The following is a 17,360-nucleotide window of genomic DNA, read 5'->3' as shown; positions in this document are numbered from 1 at the left end:
CGCCGCGGGGGGGGGGTTGCTGCCCCCCCCCCCCCCCCCCCCCGGTTCCGGGTTTCAGGGCGCTCGGCGCCGTATCGGACGGCGAGTAGGCTGGTCAGCACTGTGCTCCGTCGACCGAAGGAGTGCGAACGATGGAGTGGCTTCTCATTGCCGCGGTGGTCGTCCTGGTGGCGTTCTTCCTGGCGTGGCGATCCGGGCAGAGCAAGGAACGCGCCGCGACCGAACTGGCCGACGCACTCGCCGACGCCCGCCAGGTCAACGAACGCCTCGGCGGCCAGGTCTACAGCCTGACCGGCAGCAACACCGCCGCCCAGCAGGCGCTCGCCGACGCCGCCGAACGCCATACCGCGGCCGGCTCCCAACTCGACCAGGCCCGCAGCCCGGCGCAGGCGCGACTGGCGAAACAGACCGCGGTCGAGGGTTTGTATTACATCCGCGCCGCCCGCACCGCCATGGATATGGATCCCGGCCCGCCGGTGCCGGAACTCGAGGGGCAAACCGCCGCCGGCAAGGTTACCGAAGACCGGGTGATCGACTTCGAGGACCGCCGGATCGCCGCTTCACCCCAGCCCTCGTCCGAGACGCCGAACTACTATCCGGGCGGCCGCGTCGCCGGCCGGCCCGTTCCGGCGGGCTGGTACTCCGAACCCTGGTGGCGGCCGGCCATGATGGCCGGCGTCTGGGGTGTGGGCTCGGCCCTGCTGTTCACCTCGCTGTTCTCCGGTATGGCCGGTGTCGGCTACGGCGCCGGTGGCTTCGAGAGCGGGTACGGCCAAGGGTTCCAGGACGGCCTGAACGCGGGTGATCAGGGCGGCGATGCCGGCGGCGACTGGGGTGGCGATTCGGGAGGCGACTGGGGCGGGTTCGACGGCGGCGGCTTCGACTTCTGAACTCTGAGCGGCTCGTGGCTGTCCGCTATTCACCGCAAAATCTGCGGTGAATAGCGGGCGGAATCACCGCACCACCCGAGCGCTGTCGATGGAGCCGGTATCAACACCCCGAACGGTCGTTTCGGACCTGAGTGTCGCAGGTCAGTCGGTGGCTTTCGGATGTCCTGTTCCCGCGGAGACGCTACGGGCTGCCTCTCTCGACCAAGTGGTCTCTCGAGATCGAACCAGGAAGATGGCAAGGAGATACAGCCAATGATGAACGAGCTATCGAACGCGCAGTGGTTCAAGTCCTCACATAGCGGTGCCGGTGGCGACTGCGTCGAAGTTGCTTGGCTGCTACGGGACCATGTCGGCGTCCGTGATTCCAAGTCCCCCGATGGGCCCGCACTCATCTTCGACTCGACGGAATGGTCGGCCTTCACTGCCGACCTGCGAACCGGTCGTTTCAGCGCCCCCGGCGCACGCACGCATTAGCTCACCGGGGCTCGATCGCCCAGTGTCGCGCCACTACCCCGGCTACGACGGCGGACATCCGTTCGCGTGCATCGATCAGGAGCACGTTCCGCAGAGGGAATTGTTTTCTGCTCTCGGCTCGGTGGCGCGTGTCGGTAAGCCCACCCGATGGATGCCCCAGGCCCTATGGTTTGCGGTCATGAAGGCGTCGGCGGTAACGGTTGCGATCGGGGCGGTGATCGTGCTGTGGGGTGAGTACGAGAATTGGCGTGCCTCGCACGAGTTGGTCGGAGGGGCTGAGGGGCCGAGCGAGGTGGTTGTTGTGCTGGGGTTCCGTAACAGGGCGGCGTCGGCGAATGCGTTGAACAGGTGGCGGGTGCGGGCGGGCCTGCGCTCGCTGGATTCCGGTGCGGCCGGCAGCCGGATCGCGTTCTCCGGCGGGGCCGTGGGCGGCTCGGTGGCCGAGGCCGAGCTGATGGCCTCATATGCCCGGTCGGTGGGCTACAGCGGTCCGCTGGACGTGGAGACGGAGTCTCGATCGACCTGGGAGAATGTCGAGAACGCCATTCCGTTGATCGAGGAGGCCGATCGGATCAAAATCGTGTCGAATCCACTGCACGCGGCGAAGGCGCGTCGGTATCTCGCGCAGCAGCGTCCGGATCTCGCCTTGCGGCTGGTCCGCGGTGCGGAGTATCGCTTCGGGGAATGGATGCCGCTGAAACCACTGTTCGCGGCGATAGGTTCGGTTCGGCGCTGAAGGGTCCGGGCGGTCGGTGGCGCCGGCTGCGTGTCGGCAGTACCTCGGCGTTCGGGGTCGCTGGGGCTTCAGTTGTCCGCGAGGGTTACCTGCCTGCCGTTCAGCGGCTGGACCGGGCGGTTGGTGTGGTGGAAGAGGGAGCGGTAGCGGTCGAGGTCCGGGCGGGCGACGGGGAGCGGGGTGCGTAGAACGGTCCACGACACCCCTTCGGTGCACGGCGGGGTGGTGAGTGAGCCCGTGTAGCGGAACTGAGTGTGGTTGGCGGGGAGGAGCGTGCGCAGGTCGACCGGGCCGATTCGGGCGGTGGAACCGGAGGTCGCGGGCAGGGCGGTGAGTAGGGGCGCGAACGGGGAGCCGTTACCGGGTTGCAGGAGTATCGCGAGTACGGCGAGGGCGCCTGTGGCGTCTTTGTGGACGAGGTGGAATTCCATTTCGGCGCCGTGTCCGTCGACGGTGTGTTCGCTGGGGGCGTGGAAGTGGAATTGGGTCAATTCGTAGGGACGCCCGGCGATCAGGATGCGATTTCCCTTTCCGGCGGAAAGATTGGTTTGTACGGTATGTCCGTTGTTGACGGAGTCGGCTGTCGGCAGCACGTTGTATTCGATGGCGATGTGCTCGTCCGGATGTGATCGGGTATGCGACGGGAGGTCGATCGGCGACTGTGCGTGTCCGCTTCCGCACGTTCGGTAGGTGCGGTCCAAATCCGCCCAGTGGCCGGGTCCTTCGGCTTCGTAATCCCAGTGTGCGGGGGTTTCGGCGCCATCGCGCGTGGCGGCGAAGGTGACCGCTGCCCCGCCGGCGGCCAGCGCGGCCACGGCGGCGAGAGCGCGGCGGCGGGTGAGGACGGGATGTGTGGACGAGTCGGTTTCTGGCACCGGTGCCTCCTTGTGCGGGGCAGCCGTGAGGGTGATCCGGTAACGCTCGGTGCGGATTCTCGCCGGGCCGGATCGCCGGGCTGCCGAACTCACCGGAATACGCATGCCGTCCGATTTGCCGAATAGCGCGGTGATTCCGGTGATTTCGTTCGACGAAAACGATAAGTGAACGACGCCGGGGTGACCAGAAATGGCGAAAGTGATCCTGGACTCGTTCCGGAGCGATCAGGTTCGTGCTGCTGGATCTCTCCGTGACAGTGCGTCGTGTCCAGGTGGATCGCCCGGGGTGCCGGAGCGGCCGGGTTCGGCGAGGGCGGCGCTGCAGAGACCGAGCAGGCACAGAATCAAGGCAATAGCGAAGGGGATGGCTGCCCAGCCGCCGGTGGAATGCTGGGTGAGGGTTGCGCCGGCGACCGCGGCCGCCACGGTGGCGCCGACCTGGCGGGTGGCGTTGAGGATGCCGCCGACGGCGCCGGTCGCTGCCGGTGGGGCGTGGTCGACGGCGAACCCGACCAGCGCGGGCAGGGTCCACGAGATCCCGAGACCGCACAGGAGGAGTCCGAGGCCCAGGATGACGGGCCGGTGGCCGCCGACCGACGCGAACGCGGTGACGCACAGCCCCGCCGGAAAGGCCGCGAAGCCCATCCGGATGGGCAGCAGGGGGCCGAATGCAGCGGCGAGGCGGCCGGTGAGCAGTGGGTTGAGGGCGACGAGGAGGGTCATCGGCAGGAGTGTCGCGCCGGCTTGTACCGCGGTGGTGTGGAGCAGGAGCGGGAGGGCGAAGAGGACGGTGGTGAGCGCGTAGTTCACGACCGCGCCCCAGCCGAACGCGGTCCATACCGAGAGGTTGTGGCGCAGTGCGGGTGGGATCAGCGGCGCGGCCGACCGCCGGTCGATCGCCGCGGTGCCGCCGGCGAGGGCCAGTGTGACGAACCCGGACAGCACGGCGAGGGCCCAATGGCGTTGCCCCGCTTCGGCGATGGCGAGGGTCAGCGCCGCCAGGCCGGTCGCCAGCCCGAGGTGCGGAAGCCAGGAGAGGGCGCGGTCGTGGCGCGGGGCGGGAATCCGGGTGCGGCACAGCAGGAGAACGACGGCCGTCATCGGGGCGTTGACCACGAATACCAGCCGCCAGCCGTCCAATTCGATGAGCCAACCGCCGAGGACCGGACCGGCCGCCATGGCCGCTCCGCTGATCGCCGCCCACGCGCTGATCGCGCGGCCGCGGGGACCCGGGCCGGGGTACAGGCTCGCGATCAGCCCGAGGGAGCTGGGGATGATCGCGGCGGCGAACACCCCGAGAAGTCCGCGGCACACCAGCAGGACGGTGAGATTCGGCGCGCAGGCACACGCCAACGAGGCGGCACCGAATCCGATGACACCGGTCAGGAACACCCGGTACGCGCCGAGCCGATCGGCGAGGCTGCCGCCGAGGACGAGCGCCGCGGCGAGGACCATGGTGTAGAGCGTGGTCGCCCAGCCCACACCGAGGACGTCGGTGTGCAGCGAGGCGATCAGGTCGGGTTCGGCCACCGCGAGCACGGTGGTGTCGAGCAGCACCATGAAATAGGCGAGCGCGATACCGATGAGCTGGGGTGCGGGGCGGCGTCGCGACAGCGCAGACGAGACGGACACGATTCTCCTCGAACCGTTGACGATGGGACGGTGCACCACGATCCGCCGCCGGGACCGCGCGCTCGACCGGCGCCGCCGAACAGGTATTCGGGATCTCCGAATACCTGTCTACGGTGGGTAGGTGGATCTCGATCAACTCCGCACCGCCTTGGCGCTGCTGGACCACCGGACGGTCAACCGGACAGCCGCCGCCCTGGGCCTGGCCCCCTCATCGGTCTCCGACCGGATCCGCCGGCTCGAAGCAGAACTGGGCGCGGCCCTGTTCACCCGGGACCGGGCCGGTATGCACCCCACGGCCGCGGGCCGGGTCTACCTCACCGCGGCCGCCTCGGCCCTCGGCGCACTCGACGAAGCCGCCGGGCGGTTGGCCGACTCCCGCGCTCTCCTCGTCGGTGCGCAGGCCGCCCTCGCGGATGAGTTGCTGCCCGCGGTCCTCGACGACCTGCGCACCCGGCATCCCGCGATCGACGTGCAGATACGCCCGGATCCCGACCGCGCGCGGCTGCTCGCGGCCCTCGACCGCGCCGAACTCGACGCGGTACTGCTGCTCGATACCGGCTCCCGGATCGGGGACCTCGGTTTCGCGAAACCCGGCACCGCGATGAACCACCTCGACGTTCGTGCGGTCCCCATGACCACGGTGGCCGCACCCGGGCATCCACTCCTCGGGCGTCCGGTGACCCGCGCGGAGATCCGGCGCACCGGCAGCCTGATCGGGCAGGAATCACGCTGCTCCTTCTGGATGGCGACCCAGCGCTGGCTCGGACCCGATACCGATCTGACAGCCGTCGGCGGACTCGCGCAGGTGCGGGACTGGGTCGCGACGGGCCGCGGGATCGCCGTCCTGCCGGAATTCGCGGTCCGGACCGACCTGGCAGCGGGCCGCCTCGTGCCGATCGACGCGCAGACGCCGCCGCTGCAGCTCCGGCTCATCTGGCTCGAGGATCGTGGGGCCACCGATTCGCTTCGTCGCCTCCTCTACGCGCTGTCGCAGGTCTGACGGAATCACCGGCTGGTGGCCCGGACACCGGTTTCAGGCGGCTCTCGGCGAACCGACCGGCACGTCCGCCGGAGTGCGGCGGACATGCCGGTTCGCCGGCGGACAACTAGGCTGCCCAGGTGCGCCCTACGCCTGCCTTCGTGAACCTGCTGGACGACGCCGCGTTCCTCTCCCTCGAACACCAGCTGCATCTGGCCGACGTGCTGGGTGAGCATTCGTGGCAGGTGAACCTGCAAACCCGGGTCTTCACCTTCGACACCGAGCACGGCAGCGTCGAATGCACAGATTTCCACTTTCTCGGGACCGCGGCACCCGTCCCGGGATCGTGGCTGTGGTCGTGGGCGAACCGCTCCGGCTTCCCGGAATCGGTGGCCGCGCTCGCCGCGACAGTGCGTGATTTCGGGATCGAGCACGGGATCGGCGAACTCTCCGCGCCGGAACTACCCTTCGACAGCCTGCCCTTCGATCAGCCGGAGCCGTATCAGGTCGCCGCGGTGCAGACCGAGGCGGCCAAGGCCGTCACCGGCCACTGGACCAGCTACCAGGGTCCGGCCGGCGAGGACGGGACCCGCGCGGCGTTCCTCGTCGAGCATCCCGATTTCGTGCTCCCACCCGCCGAGGGGCCGCGGATCATGCGGACGCTGAGCGAGGGGTTGTCCGGGCTGGCGCTGTACGACCACCGCCGCGCGCTGAACAGCTACCTGTCACTGCGCGGCCTGAATCCGGTCTTCGCACCGGACGGCAGCAGCCTGGTGGTCGATTCGCCGGTCCTTTCCGGCACGATCGGATTCGACGAGCACGGCCGCGCGGCGTCCATCGAAATGACGGTGCCGGGGGCTCGGTAGCGGCCGCGACCTTCATGCTCCGGCGGACGTCGCAGTTTCCACCCTCAGGCGCTGGGCACAGGTGTGGAGGCCGTGCGTCCGGCGATCGCCGAAGCGATCAGGTTGTTCTTGGTCAATGACGTGCCGGAGCGCAAGCTTTCGATCCATTCGGCCGTTGTGCCGACCGCCGCGTAGTTCGAGTGCAACAACACCATCAGCGTCGCATGCAGATCCGCTGCCGACACCCGCCCGGCCTCGTTGGCGAGGTGAACGGTGCCGGTGGCGTCCGACAGAATCTCCGCGGTGAAACCGTGCCCCTCCGCTTCCACCGCGGTGCCGAGATCGCAGTTGTTGGTCATATAGCCGACGATCGTGACGGTATCGATCTCGCGGGCGCGGAGCCACTCCACGAGATCGGTGCGGGCGAAGGCGCTGCTGAACTGCTTGTGCAGATGTTTGCTCGCCGTGCCGGCCCGTTCGGCGACGGCGGGGTGCAGTGCCCAGCCCGGTGTGTCTTTGACGAAAGCCGGTGCGCCTGGCCGGCTTTCGTGCTGGACGATGACCACCGGAATGCCGTGGCTGTGGGCGGCGTCCATCGCGCCGACGATATTGGCGAGTGATTCGGCGCGCGGCGGGAATTGGATCTCGAGCGGTCCCGCGAAGTATTCCTGCTGGACGTCGACGACGATGAGGGCGCGGCGGGGGGTCGGCATGGGGATTCTGCTCCTCGGAAGATCGGGGTTGGGGCGTCGGATTCGATTGTTCAACCCCCGCGTGACCACCGCGAGTGGCACGAATGCATACTTTCGATGAGATCAGGCCATAATGGGAGCCGGTATGCGCATCGCTGTCCACACCTTCGACAAGATCACCATGTTCCACCTGGCCGTACCGCTCATGGTGTTCGGCGAGGTCGCCCGGCTCGGGCTCGCCCCCGACTGGGAGACCCGGTTGTGGTCGGCGGAGGGTGGTTCGATTCGGACGGCCGAGGGGTATCCGATCGGTGATATCGCCGGTCCGGAAATTGTCGACGACGCCGATATCGTGATCATTCCGTCGTGGTCACTACCGCCCGCGCAGACCGAACCCGAACTGTGCGAGCAGCTCGTCGCGGCGCACGGGCGGGGGGCGATGATCGCCGGTCTGTGCCTGGGCGCGTTCCCCCTCGCGGACGCGGGCCTGCTCGATGGGCGCGCGGCCGTGACCCACTGGTCGGCGATGCCGCTGCTGGCCGAGCGATGCCCCGGAGTCCAGGTGGATACCTCGGTGCTCTACATCGACCACGGCGATGTGCTCACTTCGGCGGGTACCGCGGCCGCGCTCGACGCCTGCCTGCACCTGGTTCGCACCTATCTCGGCGCCGCCGCCGCGACCCGGGTGGCCCGGTCGCTGGTCGTGGCGCCACACCGGGAAGGCGGGCAGGCGCAGTACATCGAACGCCCGCTGGCCCGGCCCGCCACCGGGGGCGCGTTGGGAGAGGTGCTCGACTGGGCCCTGGCCAGGCTGGACCAGCCGCTCACCGTCGATATGCTGGCCGGACAGGCGCGGATGAGCCGGCGCAGCTTCGTCCGGCACTTCCAGCAGACCACCGGTACGACACCGGCCCGCTGGGTCCTCGAACGCCGCCTCGACCAGGCGCGGGCACTCCTGGAAACCACCGACTGGGGTATCGAAAACGTAGCCGCGGCGTGCGGTTTCGGTAGCGCGGTGACCTTCCGGCAGAACTTCACCGCCGCGTTCGGTACCGCCCCCACCGCCTACCGCCGGCGGTTCACCGCCGGAGCTGCTCGCCGCGTGGACTCGTAACGCGTTCGGCGGACCCGCACACCCGCGCCTGCACCGGCGGATTCGGGTCCCGAGGATCACCGGGCGCCGCGTGCGTCCGGCGGATCCTTCCGGCGCGGTGCGCTATCGATTCCGGAGGGTGGCGAGAAACTCGTCGGTGTTCCTGACGTCCGCGCGATCGTAGGTACTGACACTCGCGAGGATCTCGGCGGCTCCGGTTCGTTCGAGTAGTTCACCGAGGGAGTTCGCCACCAGGTCCGGGGTGCCGGCGACGGCCGCGGACATCCAGGAACGGACGGTTTCGATCTTCTTCGCGCTGTCGGTGCGTGCGAGCAGCCGGCGTACTTCCCCGACCGGCCGCAGCGCGCGGAACTCGCCGACGTCCTTGGAATCGGCAAACGCCCAAGCTTCCGGTAGAAGGAGGTCGCGGGCGCGCTCGGCGGTCTCCGCGACGACGATGTCGACACTCACCATCAGATACGGCTCCGGCGTGCGCGGGCCGGGACGGAAATCCCGGAAGTAGGTGTCGATCTTCGCCCTGTCCTGGAGCAGTGGGCCGCCGATCACCGCGGGCAGCCCCAGTTCGGCGGCGAGGGACAGCCCCGCTCCGCTGGCGAGCAGCAGCAGCGGCGGCGGTTCGACGCGGGGCCGGACCGTGATATCGGCGCGCCCGTCCAGATACGACCGGATCTGCTCGACCGCGGCCGCGTACTCGCCGTCGCGCAGAACCGTTCGTCCCAATGCCCGCCGGACCGGAGCGGTGAAGCCGAGTGAGCCGCCGAGGCCGATATCGACTCGGCCGGGGTACAGCGCTTCGAGTAGCAGTGCCTGTTCGGCGATCACCAGTGGGCTGTGGTTGGGGACCATGATTCCCCCGGTACCGAGGCGGATGGTCCGGGTGCGGGCTCCGATCGCCGCGAGCAGCACGGTGGGGGCCGCGCCGGCAATACCGGGGACGGCGTGATGCTCGGCGGTCCAGAACCGGTGAAAACCCAGCTCCTCCGCGCGCACGGCACGGTCGACCGTCGTCGCCACGGCGTCGGCATCGGTTTCCCCGCTACGGGTCCGGGCGCGGTCGAGCAGCGAGATACGCATCAGTGCCGCTCTCCTTCCCTGCTATGACGCACCGCATCCTCTTCCTCTGTCGAGCGGCCGGAGCACCCGGGCCCGGCGTCGCCGTTTCCGTGGCGCCGTGCCGCCTCCGCGAGGGTTTGGAACGTTCCGGCCGGCCGTCCGATTCCCGGCGTCGACCGAGCCGCCGACGATGCGGTGCGGGCCCGTCTACGACCCCGCCGACGATGCTGCCCATCACCTGTCCGGCGGGTCGCCGGCGGAATGGTTCGACGTCATCGTCCACAACCACGAGGTCACGCCCGCTCATCCGCTCGGGAATCCGGGGAGCCACCGCTGATCACCGCGCGGTGCCTGTGCGAGGATGGCAGTGGACGACCGGAGGGAACAGATCGTGGTCATGGGCATGGTGCTGGGTGACGACCGCCCGCGCTTCGACGCGGGAGTGTTGCCCCCTGTCCTCGTTCCGATCGGCGGGTGATCCCGGCCGTACTCCTGCATCGAAGCGATGCCGACCCCCAGGCACCTTCTTCCCCACAGGAGTACGACATGACCACGATCACGTGGACCGAGAACGAATCGGCACATACCGCGCGCTGGCATTCGGAGAACGGGTCCGCAGCGCCCGCCGAAATCGTCGTCGTCGACGACCGCATCACCGCGAACACCGCGCACCGGCTCGCCAGGGCCGGTAAGGGCCTGCTGTGGCGGGGCGATTTCCACAATGCGCGGCAGCTCCTCCGGGCGCTGGAACGCCGGCAACGGAAGCCGCGGGCCGCGGGCGGGAACGATGTGGCGGCTCGCTTCGAGAGTCATCGAACCGTGCGGGCGGCGCGCGCGGAACTGCTCGGGCGGGTGCTGGTGGTACTCGAACCCGGCTACACCCTCCGGCTGCGCCGGGCGCCGGATGTGCGGCAGGCCTGCGGGCACGCGTACGGTGCGGACGCCGGTGGCGCGAACGAGCGGATCTGTGTTTCGCTACCGGAACTGTTCGGAGTGCTCAGCGCCTATCAGTGGCATCTCAACGGCGTCGATATACCCGCGCTGGGCGCACGGATCCATCCGGACTACGGCGTCTTCTCGCCGGTGCGCGGCGAATACGTCGATCTCGTTGCCGGAGCGGCATTTCCGGCGGGCTCCGGGCAACCGCGCGTGTTCGATCTCGGTACCGGCACCGGAGTGCTCGCCGCGGTGCTCGCGCGCCGGGGCGCCCGGGTGGTGGCCACCGATATCAATCGGCGCGCGGTGCACTGCGCCCGCGCCAACCTAGGCCGTCTCGGTCTGGCCGACCGGGCGCGGGTCGTCGAGGCCGATCTGTGGCCGGACGGCCGCGCCGATGTGGTCGTCTGCAACCCACCCTGGCTGCCCGCCCGGCCGACCTCGGCCCTCGAACTGGGTGTCTACGATGCGGATTCGGTGATGCTGCACCGTTTTCTGGACGGTCTACCCGCCCACCTCACTCCCGGCGGCGAGGGCTGGCTCGTGCTGTCCGATCTCGCCGAACATCTCGGGTTGCGCACCCGCGAGGAACTCCTCACCCGGATAGCGAGCGCCGGCCTGCGTGTCGCCGCCCGCTACGACACCGCACCGCGGCATCCCCGGGCCACCGATACCGCCGACCCACTCCACGAAGCCCGCCGCCGCGAAGTCACCTCACTCTGGCGGTTGGTGCCGGAAGATGCTGCCGCCCATCAGGGTTCGGTATTCGCCTGATTCACATGCAGCCGCAACAGCCCCCGCCGCGGTGGGAGTGCGGTGCCCGCCGGGCCGCCGTCCTGATTCTTTCGGCCCGCGGCGAGCCGGCGCCCGGGCGAGCCGGAATCGAGCAGCGCCGACCTCCGCGGCCGGCCCCGCAGCACCGGCGTCCGCCCCCCCGCCCGCTCGGAACGAAACCGCGTCGGGGTGCGGACTCGCAACTCGGTGGGGTGGCGGCGGATCTGGAGAACTGTGGGCAACGGCGGCTCCGATCCGGGGATCGCGGTGTTGGCGTTGCGGTCGAGTGCTGTGGCGTTTCGGTCGCGTGGGTGGCGCCGGGCGGTTGTTGCAGCGGGTATGACAACGAGCACTATGACAACGGGCGCCGCGGCGCCGGTATCGGCCCGGCGGGCGTGGCCCGCGCTGGTCGCCATGTTCCTGGGAAGTTTTTCGCTGGTGACCGCGGAGTTCCTGCCGCCGGGGGTACTGACCACGGTCGCGGCCGATCTGCGCGTTCCCGAAGGGGTGGTCGGGCTGGCGGTGAGTGTCACCGCGCTCACCGCATTGCCGGCCGCACTCGGGCTCGGTGCCCTGTTCCCCCGGACCGATCGCCGCATGTTACTGGTGATCCTCACCGCCGGAGCGGCGGTGTCCAATATCGCGGTGGCGGTGGCACCGAATATCGGTCTGCTGCTGATCGCGCGGCTGCTCCTCGGGGTGGCCGTGGGCGGCTATTGGTCGATGGCGTTGGTGATCGCTTCCCAGCTGGTGCCCGCGGCGCGGCTGGGACGCGCGATGATGATCGTGAATGCCGGGACCACGGTGGCGACGGTGGCCGGTGTTCCGCTCGGGGTGCTGCTGAGCACTTTCGCGGGGTGGCGGGTCGTGTTCGTGGTGGCGGCAGGGCTCACCGTGGCGGCGGCGGTGGCGGTGCGGCTGGTGCTGCCGCCGATCGCACCGGCTCCGGGGGTCGGTGTGGCGGCGATGGCCGGGGCGTTGCGGGCTCCGGGCGTGGCGCTCGGGCTGGTGAGCGTGGTCGCCGTGATCGGCGGGCATTTCGCGGGTTACACCTATGTGCGGCCGGCGCTGGCCGAACTGATGGGCGCCGGAACGGCGGTGATTCCGGTGCTGCTGGCGCTGTTCGGAATCGGCGGCCTGGTGGGTAATTTCGTCCTCGGGGCGCTCGCCGACCGGCGCCTCGGTGTGCTGCTGCCGGCGGTTCCCGCGGTGATCGGGCTGTCGCTGCTGGCGATCATCGCCTCCGCAGCCGTCACGCCCCTGGGCTATGTGGCCGTGGTGCTGTGGGGCGCCGCGTTCGGCGGCATCCTCAATGTGGTGCAGGTCTGGGTATCACGGCTGCTTCCCGATCGGGTGGAAGCGGGAAGCGGGCTGGTCGTGGCCGCTTTCCAGCTCGCGATCATCCTGGGGTCCGCGGTCGGTGGCCGGGGCGTGGACAGTATCGGGCCGTTGGCGACCTACGTGACGGCGGCCGCCGCGGCGGTTCTGGGGGGAATCGCGCTGCGGGTTTCGCTCAGCCGGGCGTCGCGGTAGGTGATGACGCCGAGGACATCCGGGCCGCACGCCGCCACTCCGACGGCGTGCGGCCCGTATGCCGGCGGAACGCCCGGCCGAACGCCGTCTCCGACCGGTAACCCAGTTGCCGGGCCACCGCCGAGACCGAGGTGTTCTGCTCCGCCAGGAAACGTTGCGCCCGCTCGACCCGCAGTGTCGTCAGATAGCGGCCGGGTGTCTGCCCCGTCGCCGCCTGGAACCGGGCCGCGAAACCCGACCGCGACGCCAGCGCGACCCGTGCGAGCGCTTCGACGGTCCACTCCCGCCCGGGGTCGGCGTGCATGGCGGCCACCGCCCGTGCGATATCCGGCTCGTTCACCCGCAGCAGCCACCGTTTCGGAGCGCAGCCGCGGTGGTGCCAGGATTCGATCGCCATCGACGCGATCAAGGTCGCCACCCGGTCGCCCTGCACACCGAGCGGATCCGGGCAGTGCTCGACCAGATGACTCACCATCGTCGCCGCCAGCGGCGAATGCCGGGCGAAATCGGTCAGCAGCACCCGCGGTGGAAGCGCGGCCATGGCGCTGTTCGGACCGACCGGTGCGAGCCGGATGGCGAGCAGCCGGGCATCGGAGAGCGCATTGAGCGCGAACCGCTCGTCGTGCGGGACGAACAGGAAATCACCGTGTGCCAGATCTTCCCGCTCACCCAGGCCGTCGACCCTGACCAGACCGTCGGCGACGAGCAGCGCACTCGGCCCGCCGGCCAGGAATGCCCAGCCACCCGCCGCCGGCGTGAACACCTGCCGGTGGACGAATCGCCAGCGCAGATCCGCCAGCACATTCTCGAGACCCCGGGCATCCGGATCGACCAGTGTCACTGTGCGCACCCTTCTCGGCGTCGATCTTGCCGGATCCACGGTAGCAACACCGGCCGCGGGCTCGGTGGCCCGATTCAGCGGGTGGCGGCGACGGGTCGCAGGCAGCTGGCCGGGGGATCGACGAGAAAGCACGGGGCCGGGGCGCGGGTGGGCCGGTAGTCGCCGGGGACACCGCCTTCGGCGATGGTGCGGGTGTAGGTGCCGACCGCATCGGTGGGCCGGCGGGTGAGCCCGGGGTCGGTGGCGACATCGACGGTGTAGAGGCCGAACCGGGGACGGAAGCTGCCCCATTCGTAGTTGTCGGTGAGACTCCAGTAGTTGTAGCCGATCACGTTCATCCCGTCGGCCCGGGCGCGCTGGATCCAGTAGACCGTGTCCTGGAGGTGGGCGCTGCGGGTGTACCCGTCGGCACGGGGATGACCGTTGTCGGTGGCCATACCGTTTTCCACAATGTAGAGCGGTTTGCCCGGGAACCGGTCGGCGTAGTGGCGCAGGGCGAAGTAGATCCCTTCGGCGCGGATCGGCAGGTCCCAGATCGGCGGACCGGGCGGTACGGCGGACCCGACGGCGCGGCCGAGCGATTCCATGATCGTCCGGGCCGGGTCGTAGCCCCAGTAATAGTCGATACCCACGTAGTCGAGGCGGGCGCCGATACGGTCGATCAGGGCGCCGTTGATCTGTGCCTCCGCGCCGGCGACATAGCCGACATTGGCGGTCACCTGCGCGTTCGGCCGGATGTGGTGGATGTGGTCGTAGATACTGTTGTGTGCCTGGGCGAGCCGGTCCAGCATCTGGGGTGCGTCGGCGTTGCCGCGCCCGGCTTCGTGCGAGATGTAGGTGACGGGTTCGTTCACGGTGACCCACAGCGGGTCGAGGTCGGCGTAGCGGTCGGCGACGGCACGCATATTCGCCAGCCAGTCCGCTACGACGGTTGGGCTGCGCCAGCCGCCGCGGTCGGCGACCCAGCCCGGGTACACCCAGTGGTCCAGGGTGATCATGGGTCGCATACCGGCCCGGACGATGCTCGCGAGCACCGCGTCGTAGAAGCGGAAGGCCTGCTCGTCCCACTGTCCCGGTGCCGGTTGCAGGCGGGCCCATTCGATTCCGATCCGGAACACGCGCACACCCATATCCGCGGCGAGGCGGATATCGGATTCGTAGCGGCTGTAGAAATCCACCGAGTTGCCCAGGCGGTCGTAGCCTGGGTTCGCCGCGATATACCGCGTCCAGTTGCTGTCGGGCGCATGGCCTTCGGACTGGAAGCCCGAGGTCGATACGCCCCACAGGAACCCGGCGTCCAGCCGTGGGGGAGCAGCGGTGGCCCGGGGTGTGGCGGCGGAGTGCGAACAGAACAGGACGGCCGAGACGAGGACGGTAAGCGAGGCGACGCAGTACCGACGGAACCGTGTACGCATCGCCTCAGGGTAATGCCGCGCGCACGGACCGGGCCGCGAAACGCCCGATCCAGCGGAAAAGGACCGTCCGCGGTTCAGGCCACCACTGCGAGCAATGTGGTTGCCGACCGGGTCAATTCCGGATCACCCAGCAGTTCCGAACGCCGCCGGGCATCCTCGACGGTGATTCCGCGACTGGCCAGCCGCCAGACCGTGTCCTGGTCCATCCGGACGATCGTGGCAGGCTCCCCGGTGTGCGCCGCGGTGAGCTCCCAGGCGGCACCGTCGGATACCGCCCACCAGTGGCCACCGGCCGGGCCGGTGATCTCGAACCGGACAGCTGTTCCGCGCGGGCGCACCCGGTCGTGTAATGCCACGGGCAGGGCGTGCAGGAATGTGACGAGTACCGGGCGCAGTAGCGCGACCTCGTCGGCGCCGGGGTGCGATACCGCATCGCGGATCTGCTGTTGATGGACCCAGAATTCGGTGTAGTCACGGGCGATATCGAGCCACGCGGGAGTGTCGCGGAGGCCCGCCCAGGAGACGGGCAGGTGGGCGGGACCGGCGGGATCCGTTGCCGCCCAGACACGGTCCAATTCAGGTCCCAGGTGAGCGATCAGCTCGGTGAGCAGCCGCGGACTGCACTGGCGCATCGCCTGAACGAATTCGCCGTTGGTGCGGGCGAGATAGACCGGGAGGTTTTCGTCGTCACCGAACACAGCGCCGTCGTGCCGGTCCCGGCTACCGGAGATCCGCCGCAGGTAGTCGTTGAGGATATGTGCGGTGACATCGGCGACGGTCCAGCCGGGACATACCGTCGGCTTCGGCCAGTCGGCCGGTTCCAGCGACCGGAGCAGCTCGAGCAGGGCCTGCCTTTCACGCCGGAACAGAGGGCGGGTATCGAGCGTAATCATGGTTGCGCAGTCAACCGCCCGCGCCGCCGCCGTGCCACCGGTTTTCCGAATCGTCGCGCGCGACGACGTCGCCTCGAAATCCGCTTCCGTCGGTCGCGTCCGGCACGACGAACTCGGCTCACCGTCGAACTTGGGGTTGCGGGTCCGGGAAATCTATCCGCCGCGGCAGCAGAAGAGGTGTGGCCAGTAACAGAATTCCGGCGGCGGTGATCGCGGCGAGCGGGCCCAGGAGTGTGGCGAGTACGCCCCAGACCGCTGCCAGGCCCGCGTGTACGAGTTTGCCGCAGGCGTTCCAGGTGCCGAGGACTCGGGCGGCGTGGTCCGCGGGGGTGCGTTGCAGGCGTTCGGCGGCATAGATCGGGGTGAAAACGCCCATACAGGTGATCAGCAGCGCTTCGACGACGATGACGGTGAGGAGTCCGGGTAGTCCGGGCTGGACGAAGGCGAGGCCCAGCGGGAAGAGCGAACGCAACCAGCCGGAGACGGTCATGACCCGGTACCTGCCGTAACGGTCGGCCAGGGGAGCGCTGAGGCGGGCGCCCAGGAACCGCCGAGCGCAGGCACGCCGAAGGCGAGGCCGTATTGCCAGGCCGCGAAATGGTGTTCGCCGAGCAGCAGGACGGACAGGGGTGCGACCGTGGCCATGATCAAACCGCCGACGAGGACCGAATTGAGGAATAGACGTTGGAGGACACGATCGCGGCGGATGAACTGCCAGCCGGCGAGTAGATCGGTGCCGCGTACTCCGGTGGCCGGGGCGCGGACCGCCGCGATATCTCCGCCGCGGATCCGCCGGACCGCGGCAGCGGAGAGGAGGTAGCTCAGCGCGTCGGCGAGTACGGTGACGACCGGGCCGAGCAGCCCGATGAGCACCCCGCCGAGGGGTGGGCCGACCGCGGTCGCGACCCAGTTCGTCGCCTCGAACCGCCCGTTCGCAGCAACGAGCCGATCACCGCGGACGAGGTATTTCAGGTACGCGCCGGACGCGGCGGTGAAGGCGATGGTCGCGGTTCCGGAGACCACCGAGACCACCAGCAGTTGGCCGTAGGTGAGTGCGCCGAGGAAATACGCGACCGGGATACTCGCCATCGCGAGGAACCGGACCAGGTCCATGGCGATCATGACCGGACGTTTGGCCCGATGCTCGACCCACGGACCCAGCGGGAAGGCGACGACCGCCGCCACCGCGAGACTCGCCGCTCCCAGCAGCGATACCGCCAACGGCGACGAGTCCAGCACTTGGACGGCGAGGAGCGGGAACGTGCCGAACGCGACCCAGGTGCCGTAGGTACTGACGGCATAAGCCCACCACAGCCGGTCGAAACCGGACCCGAACCGACCGCGCACCCGACTCCTCCGAGGCAACCGCTACTTGTGTCCCCGCATCACACCGGGCCGGGTAACACAGTGCAAACAACCGGCTTTCGGTCGCCCACAACGCTCGGTTGTATCCCGTGCCGATCCGTCCGGCGGTCAGCGGCCGGGCGGCCGGGAACGTCCGAGGAAGGCGGCGAGCCGTTCGGTGGGGCCGGCCTGCGCTGCGGGCTCGGGGGGGGGGGGGGGGCGGGGGGCCCCCCGCCGCCCGCCCGCCGGGGGGGGGGGGGGGGGGGGGGCGCCGGGGGGGGGGCGGCGGGGGGGGCGGGCCCGGGCGGGGGCCCCCCCGGGGGAGGCGCGAGGG

Annotated in this window: 17 protein-coding genes; 8 read left to right on the top strand and 9 right to left on the bottom strand. The window is 69.6% G+C overall.

Going from position 1 to position 17,360, the window contains the following annotated elements; translation table 11 throughout:
* The first annotated feature begins 131 nt into the window (after positions 1-131).
* The 3 genes from QH276_RS11695 to QH276_RS11685 all read left to right on the top strand — a co-directional run bounded on the left by QH276_RS11695 (position 132) and on the right by QH276_RS11685 (position 2,100).
* Positions 132-890, top strand: coding sequence for a DUF1542 domain-containing protein (locus QH276_RS11695; protein WP_280399901.1), 759 nt, complete (start codon positions 132-134; stop codon positions 888-890).
* Positions 891-1,049: 159 nt separating this feature from the next.
* Complete coding sequence (locus QH276_RS11690) at positions 1,050-1,364, top strand: DUF397 domain-containing protein (protein WP_348536646.1); 315 nt, start codon at positions 1,050-1,052, stop codon at positions 1,362-1,364.
* 178 nt (positions 1,365-1,542) lie between these two features.
* Positions 1,543-2,100 (top strand): YdcF family protein, encoded by a 558-nt coding sequence (locus tag QH276_RS11685; RefSeq protein ID WP_280399899.1) that lies wholly within the window; start codon positions 1,543-1,545, stop codon positions 2,098-2,100.
* A 68-nt stretch (positions 2,101-2,168) separates the two neighbouring features.
* On the opposite strand, the gene QH276_RS11680 is transcribed toward QH276_RS11685, so the two are convergent.
* Positions 2,169-2,975 carry a carbonic anhydrase gene (locus QH276_RS11680; RefSeq protein WP_280399898.1) on the bottom strand — a complete coding sequence of 269 codons (807 nt, stop codon included), beginning with the start codon at positions 2,973-2,975 and terminating at the stop codon, positions 2,169-2,171.
* Between the two features lie 225 nt (positions 2,976-3,200).
* The gene (locus QH276_RS11675; RefSeq protein WP_280399897.1) at positions 3,201-4,607 is read right to left on the bottom strand and encodes an MFS transporter; all 1,407 of its coding nucleotides are present in this window, start codon (positions 4,605-4,607) and stop codon (positions 3,201-3,203) included.
* 121 nt (positions 4,608-4,728) lie between these two features.
* Here QH276_RS11675 and QH276_RS11670 point away from each other — a divergent pair, with 121 nt between their 5' ends.
* Positions 4,729-5,607 carry a LysR family transcriptional regulator gene (locus QH276_RS11670; protein ID WP_280399896.1) on the top strand — a complete coding sequence of 293 codons (879 nt, stop codon included), beginning with the start codon at positions 4,729-4,731 and terminating at the stop codon, positions 5,605-5,607.
* A gap of 119 nt (positions 5,608-5,726) precedes the next feature.
* Entirely contained in the window at positions 5,727-6,452 is a 726-nt protein-coding gene (locus QH276_RS11665; protein WP_280399895.1) for a DUF6882 domain-containing protein, read from the top strand.
* A gap of 44 nt (positions 6,453-6,496) precedes the next feature.
* On the opposite strand, the gene QH276_RS11660 is transcribed toward QH276_RS11665, so the two are convergent.
* A complete protein-coding gene (locus QH276_RS11660) occupies positions 6,497-7,144 on the bottom strand; it encodes a cysteine hydrolase family protein (protein ID WP_280399894.1) in 648 nt (215 codons plus the stop codon).
* Positions 7,145-7,268: 124 nt separating this feature from the next.
* Here QH276_RS11660 and QH276_RS11655 point away from each other — a divergent pair, with 124 nt between their 5' ends.
* Complete coding sequence (locus QH276_RS11655; protein ID WP_280399893.1) at positions 7,269-8,237, top strand: GlxA family transcriptional regulator; 969 nt, start codon at positions 7,269-7,271, stop codon at positions 8,235-8,237.
* Positions 8,238-8,339: 102 nt separating this feature from the next.
* On the opposite strand, the gene QH276_RS11650 is transcribed toward QH276_RS11655, so the two are convergent.
* A complete protein-coding gene (locus QH276_RS11650) occupies positions 8,340-9,311 on the bottom strand; it encodes an MsnO8 family LLM class oxidoreductase (protein ID WP_280399892.1) in 972 nt (323 codons plus the stop codon).
* A 525-nt stretch (positions 9,312-9,836) separates the two neighbouring features.
* On the opposite strand from QH276_RS11650, the gene QH276_RS11645 reads away from it, so the two are divergent.
* Together QH276_RS11645 and QH276_RS11640 are read left to right on the top strand one after the other, a co-directional pair.
* Positions 9,837-11,000, top strand: a complete 1,164-nt coding sequence (locus QH276_RS11645) for a class I SAM-dependent methyltransferase (RefSeq protein WP_280406727.1) — start codon at positions 9,837-9,839, stop codon at positions 10,998-11,000.
* Between the two features lie 339 nt (positions 11,001-11,339).
* Positions 11,340-12,533 carry an MFS transporter gene (locus tag QH276_RS11640; protein WP_280402199.1) on the top strand — a complete coding sequence of 398 codons (1,194 nt, stop codon included), beginning with the start codon at positions 11,340-11,342 and terminating at the stop codon, positions 12,531-12,533.
* Here QH276_RS11640 and QH276_RS11635 read toward each other — a convergent pair.
* The 5 genes from QH276_RS11635 to QH276_RS11615 form a co-directional block, all read right to left on the bottom strand.
* The gene (locus QH276_RS11635; protein ID WP_280402200.1) at positions 12,514-13,374 is read right to left on the bottom strand and encodes an AraC family transcriptional regulator; all 861 of its coding nucleotides are present in this window, start codon (positions 13,372-13,374) and stop codon (positions 12,514-12,516) included. The genes QH276_RS11640 and QH276_RS11635 overlap by 20 nt on opposite strands.
* Before the next feature lie 74 nt (positions 13,375-13,448).
* Positions 13,449-14,789 carry a family 1 glycosylhydrolase gene (locus QH276_RS11630; RefSeq protein WP_280402201.1) on the bottom strand — a complete coding sequence of 447 codons (1,341 nt, stop codon included), beginning with the start codon at positions 14,787-14,789 and terminating at the stop codon, positions 13,449-13,451.
* A gap of 74 nt (positions 14,790-14,863) precedes the next feature.
* The gene (locus QH276_RS11625; protein WP_280402202.1) at positions 14,864-15,682 is read right to left on the bottom strand and encodes a maleylpyruvate isomerase family mycothiol-dependent enzyme; all 819 of its coding nucleotides are present in this window, start codon (positions 15,680-15,682) and stop codon (positions 14,864-14,866) included.
* Positions 15,683-15,800: 118 nt separating this feature from the next.
* Positions 15,801-16,172: a hypothetical protein gene (locus QH276_RS11620; RefSeq protein ID WP_280402203.1), complete on the bottom strand. Its 372-nt coding sequence runs from the start codon at positions 16,170-16,172 to the stop codon at positions 15,801-15,803.
* On the bottom strand, positions 16,169-17,029 hold the full coding sequence (locus QH276_RS11615) for an MFS transporter (RefSeq protein WP_280402204.1): 861 nt from the start codon (positions 17,027-17,029) through the stop codon (positions 16,169-16,171). The genes QH276_RS11620 and QH276_RS11615 overlap by 4 nt, the downstream gene beginning before the upstream one ends.
* Positions 17,030-17,360 lie beyond the last annotated feature (331 nt).

The sequence above is a fragment of the Nocardia carnea genome (assembly GCF_029869215.1).
In the GTDB taxonomy this organism is placed as follows: domain Bacteria; phylum Actinomycetota; class Actinomycetes; order Mycobacteriales; family Mycobacteriaceae; genus Nocardia; species Nocardia carnea_B.
Note: the sequence above shows the minus strand (reverse complement) of the source record. Positions and strands in the feature narration are given on the sequence as shown.

What these genes read in the sequence shown, in the direction of transcription:
- QH276_RS11695 (WP_280399901.1), top strand. Translation starts at nt 132, where the DNA reads ATGGAGTGGCTTCTCATTGCCGCGGTGGTCGTCCTGGTGGCGTTCTTC.
- QH276_RS11690 (WP_348536646.1), top strand. Translation starts at nt 1,050, where the DNA reads ATGTCCTGTTCCCGCGGAGACGCTACGGGCTGCCTCTCTCGACCAAGT.
- QH276_RS11685 (WP_280399899.1), top strand. Translation starts at nt 1,543, where the DNA reads ATGAAGGCGTCGGCGGTAACGGTTGCGATCGGGGCGGTGATCGTGCTG.
- QH276_RS11660 (WP_280399894.1), bottom strand. Translation starts at nt 7,144, where the DNA reads ATGCCGACCCCCCGCCGCGCCCTCATCGTCGTCGACGTCCAGCAGGAA.
- QH276_RS11655 (WP_280399893.1), top strand. Translation starts at nt 7,269, where the DNA reads ATGCGCATCGCTGTCCACACCTTCGACAAGATCACCATGTTCCACCTG.
- QH276_RS11650 (WP_280399892.1), bottom strand. Translation starts at nt 9,311, where the DNA reads ATGCGTATCTCGCTGCTCGACCGCGCCCGGACCCGTAGCGGGGAAACC.
- QH276_RS11645 (WP_280406727.1), top strand. Translation starts at nt 9,837, where the DNA reads ATGACCACGATCACGTGGACCGAGAACGAATCGGCACATACCGCGCGC.
- QH276_RS11640 (WP_280402199.1), top strand. Translation starts at nt 11,340, where the DNA reads ATGACAACGAGCACTATGACAACGGGCGCCGCGGCGCCGGTATCGGCC.
- QH276_RS11630 (WP_280402201.1), bottom strand. Translation starts at nt 14,789, where the DNA reads ATGCGTACACGGTTCCGTCGGTACTGCGTCGCCTCGCTTACCGTCCTC.
- QH276_RS11625 (WP_280402202.1), bottom strand. Translation starts at nt 15,682, where the DNA reads ATGATTACGCTCGATACCCGCCCTCTGTTCCGGCGTGAAAGGCAGGCC.
- QH276_RS11620 (WP_280402203.1), bottom strand. Translation starts at nt 16,172, where the DNA reads ATGACCGTCTCCGGCTGGTTGCGTTCGCTCTTCCCGCTGGGCCTCGCC.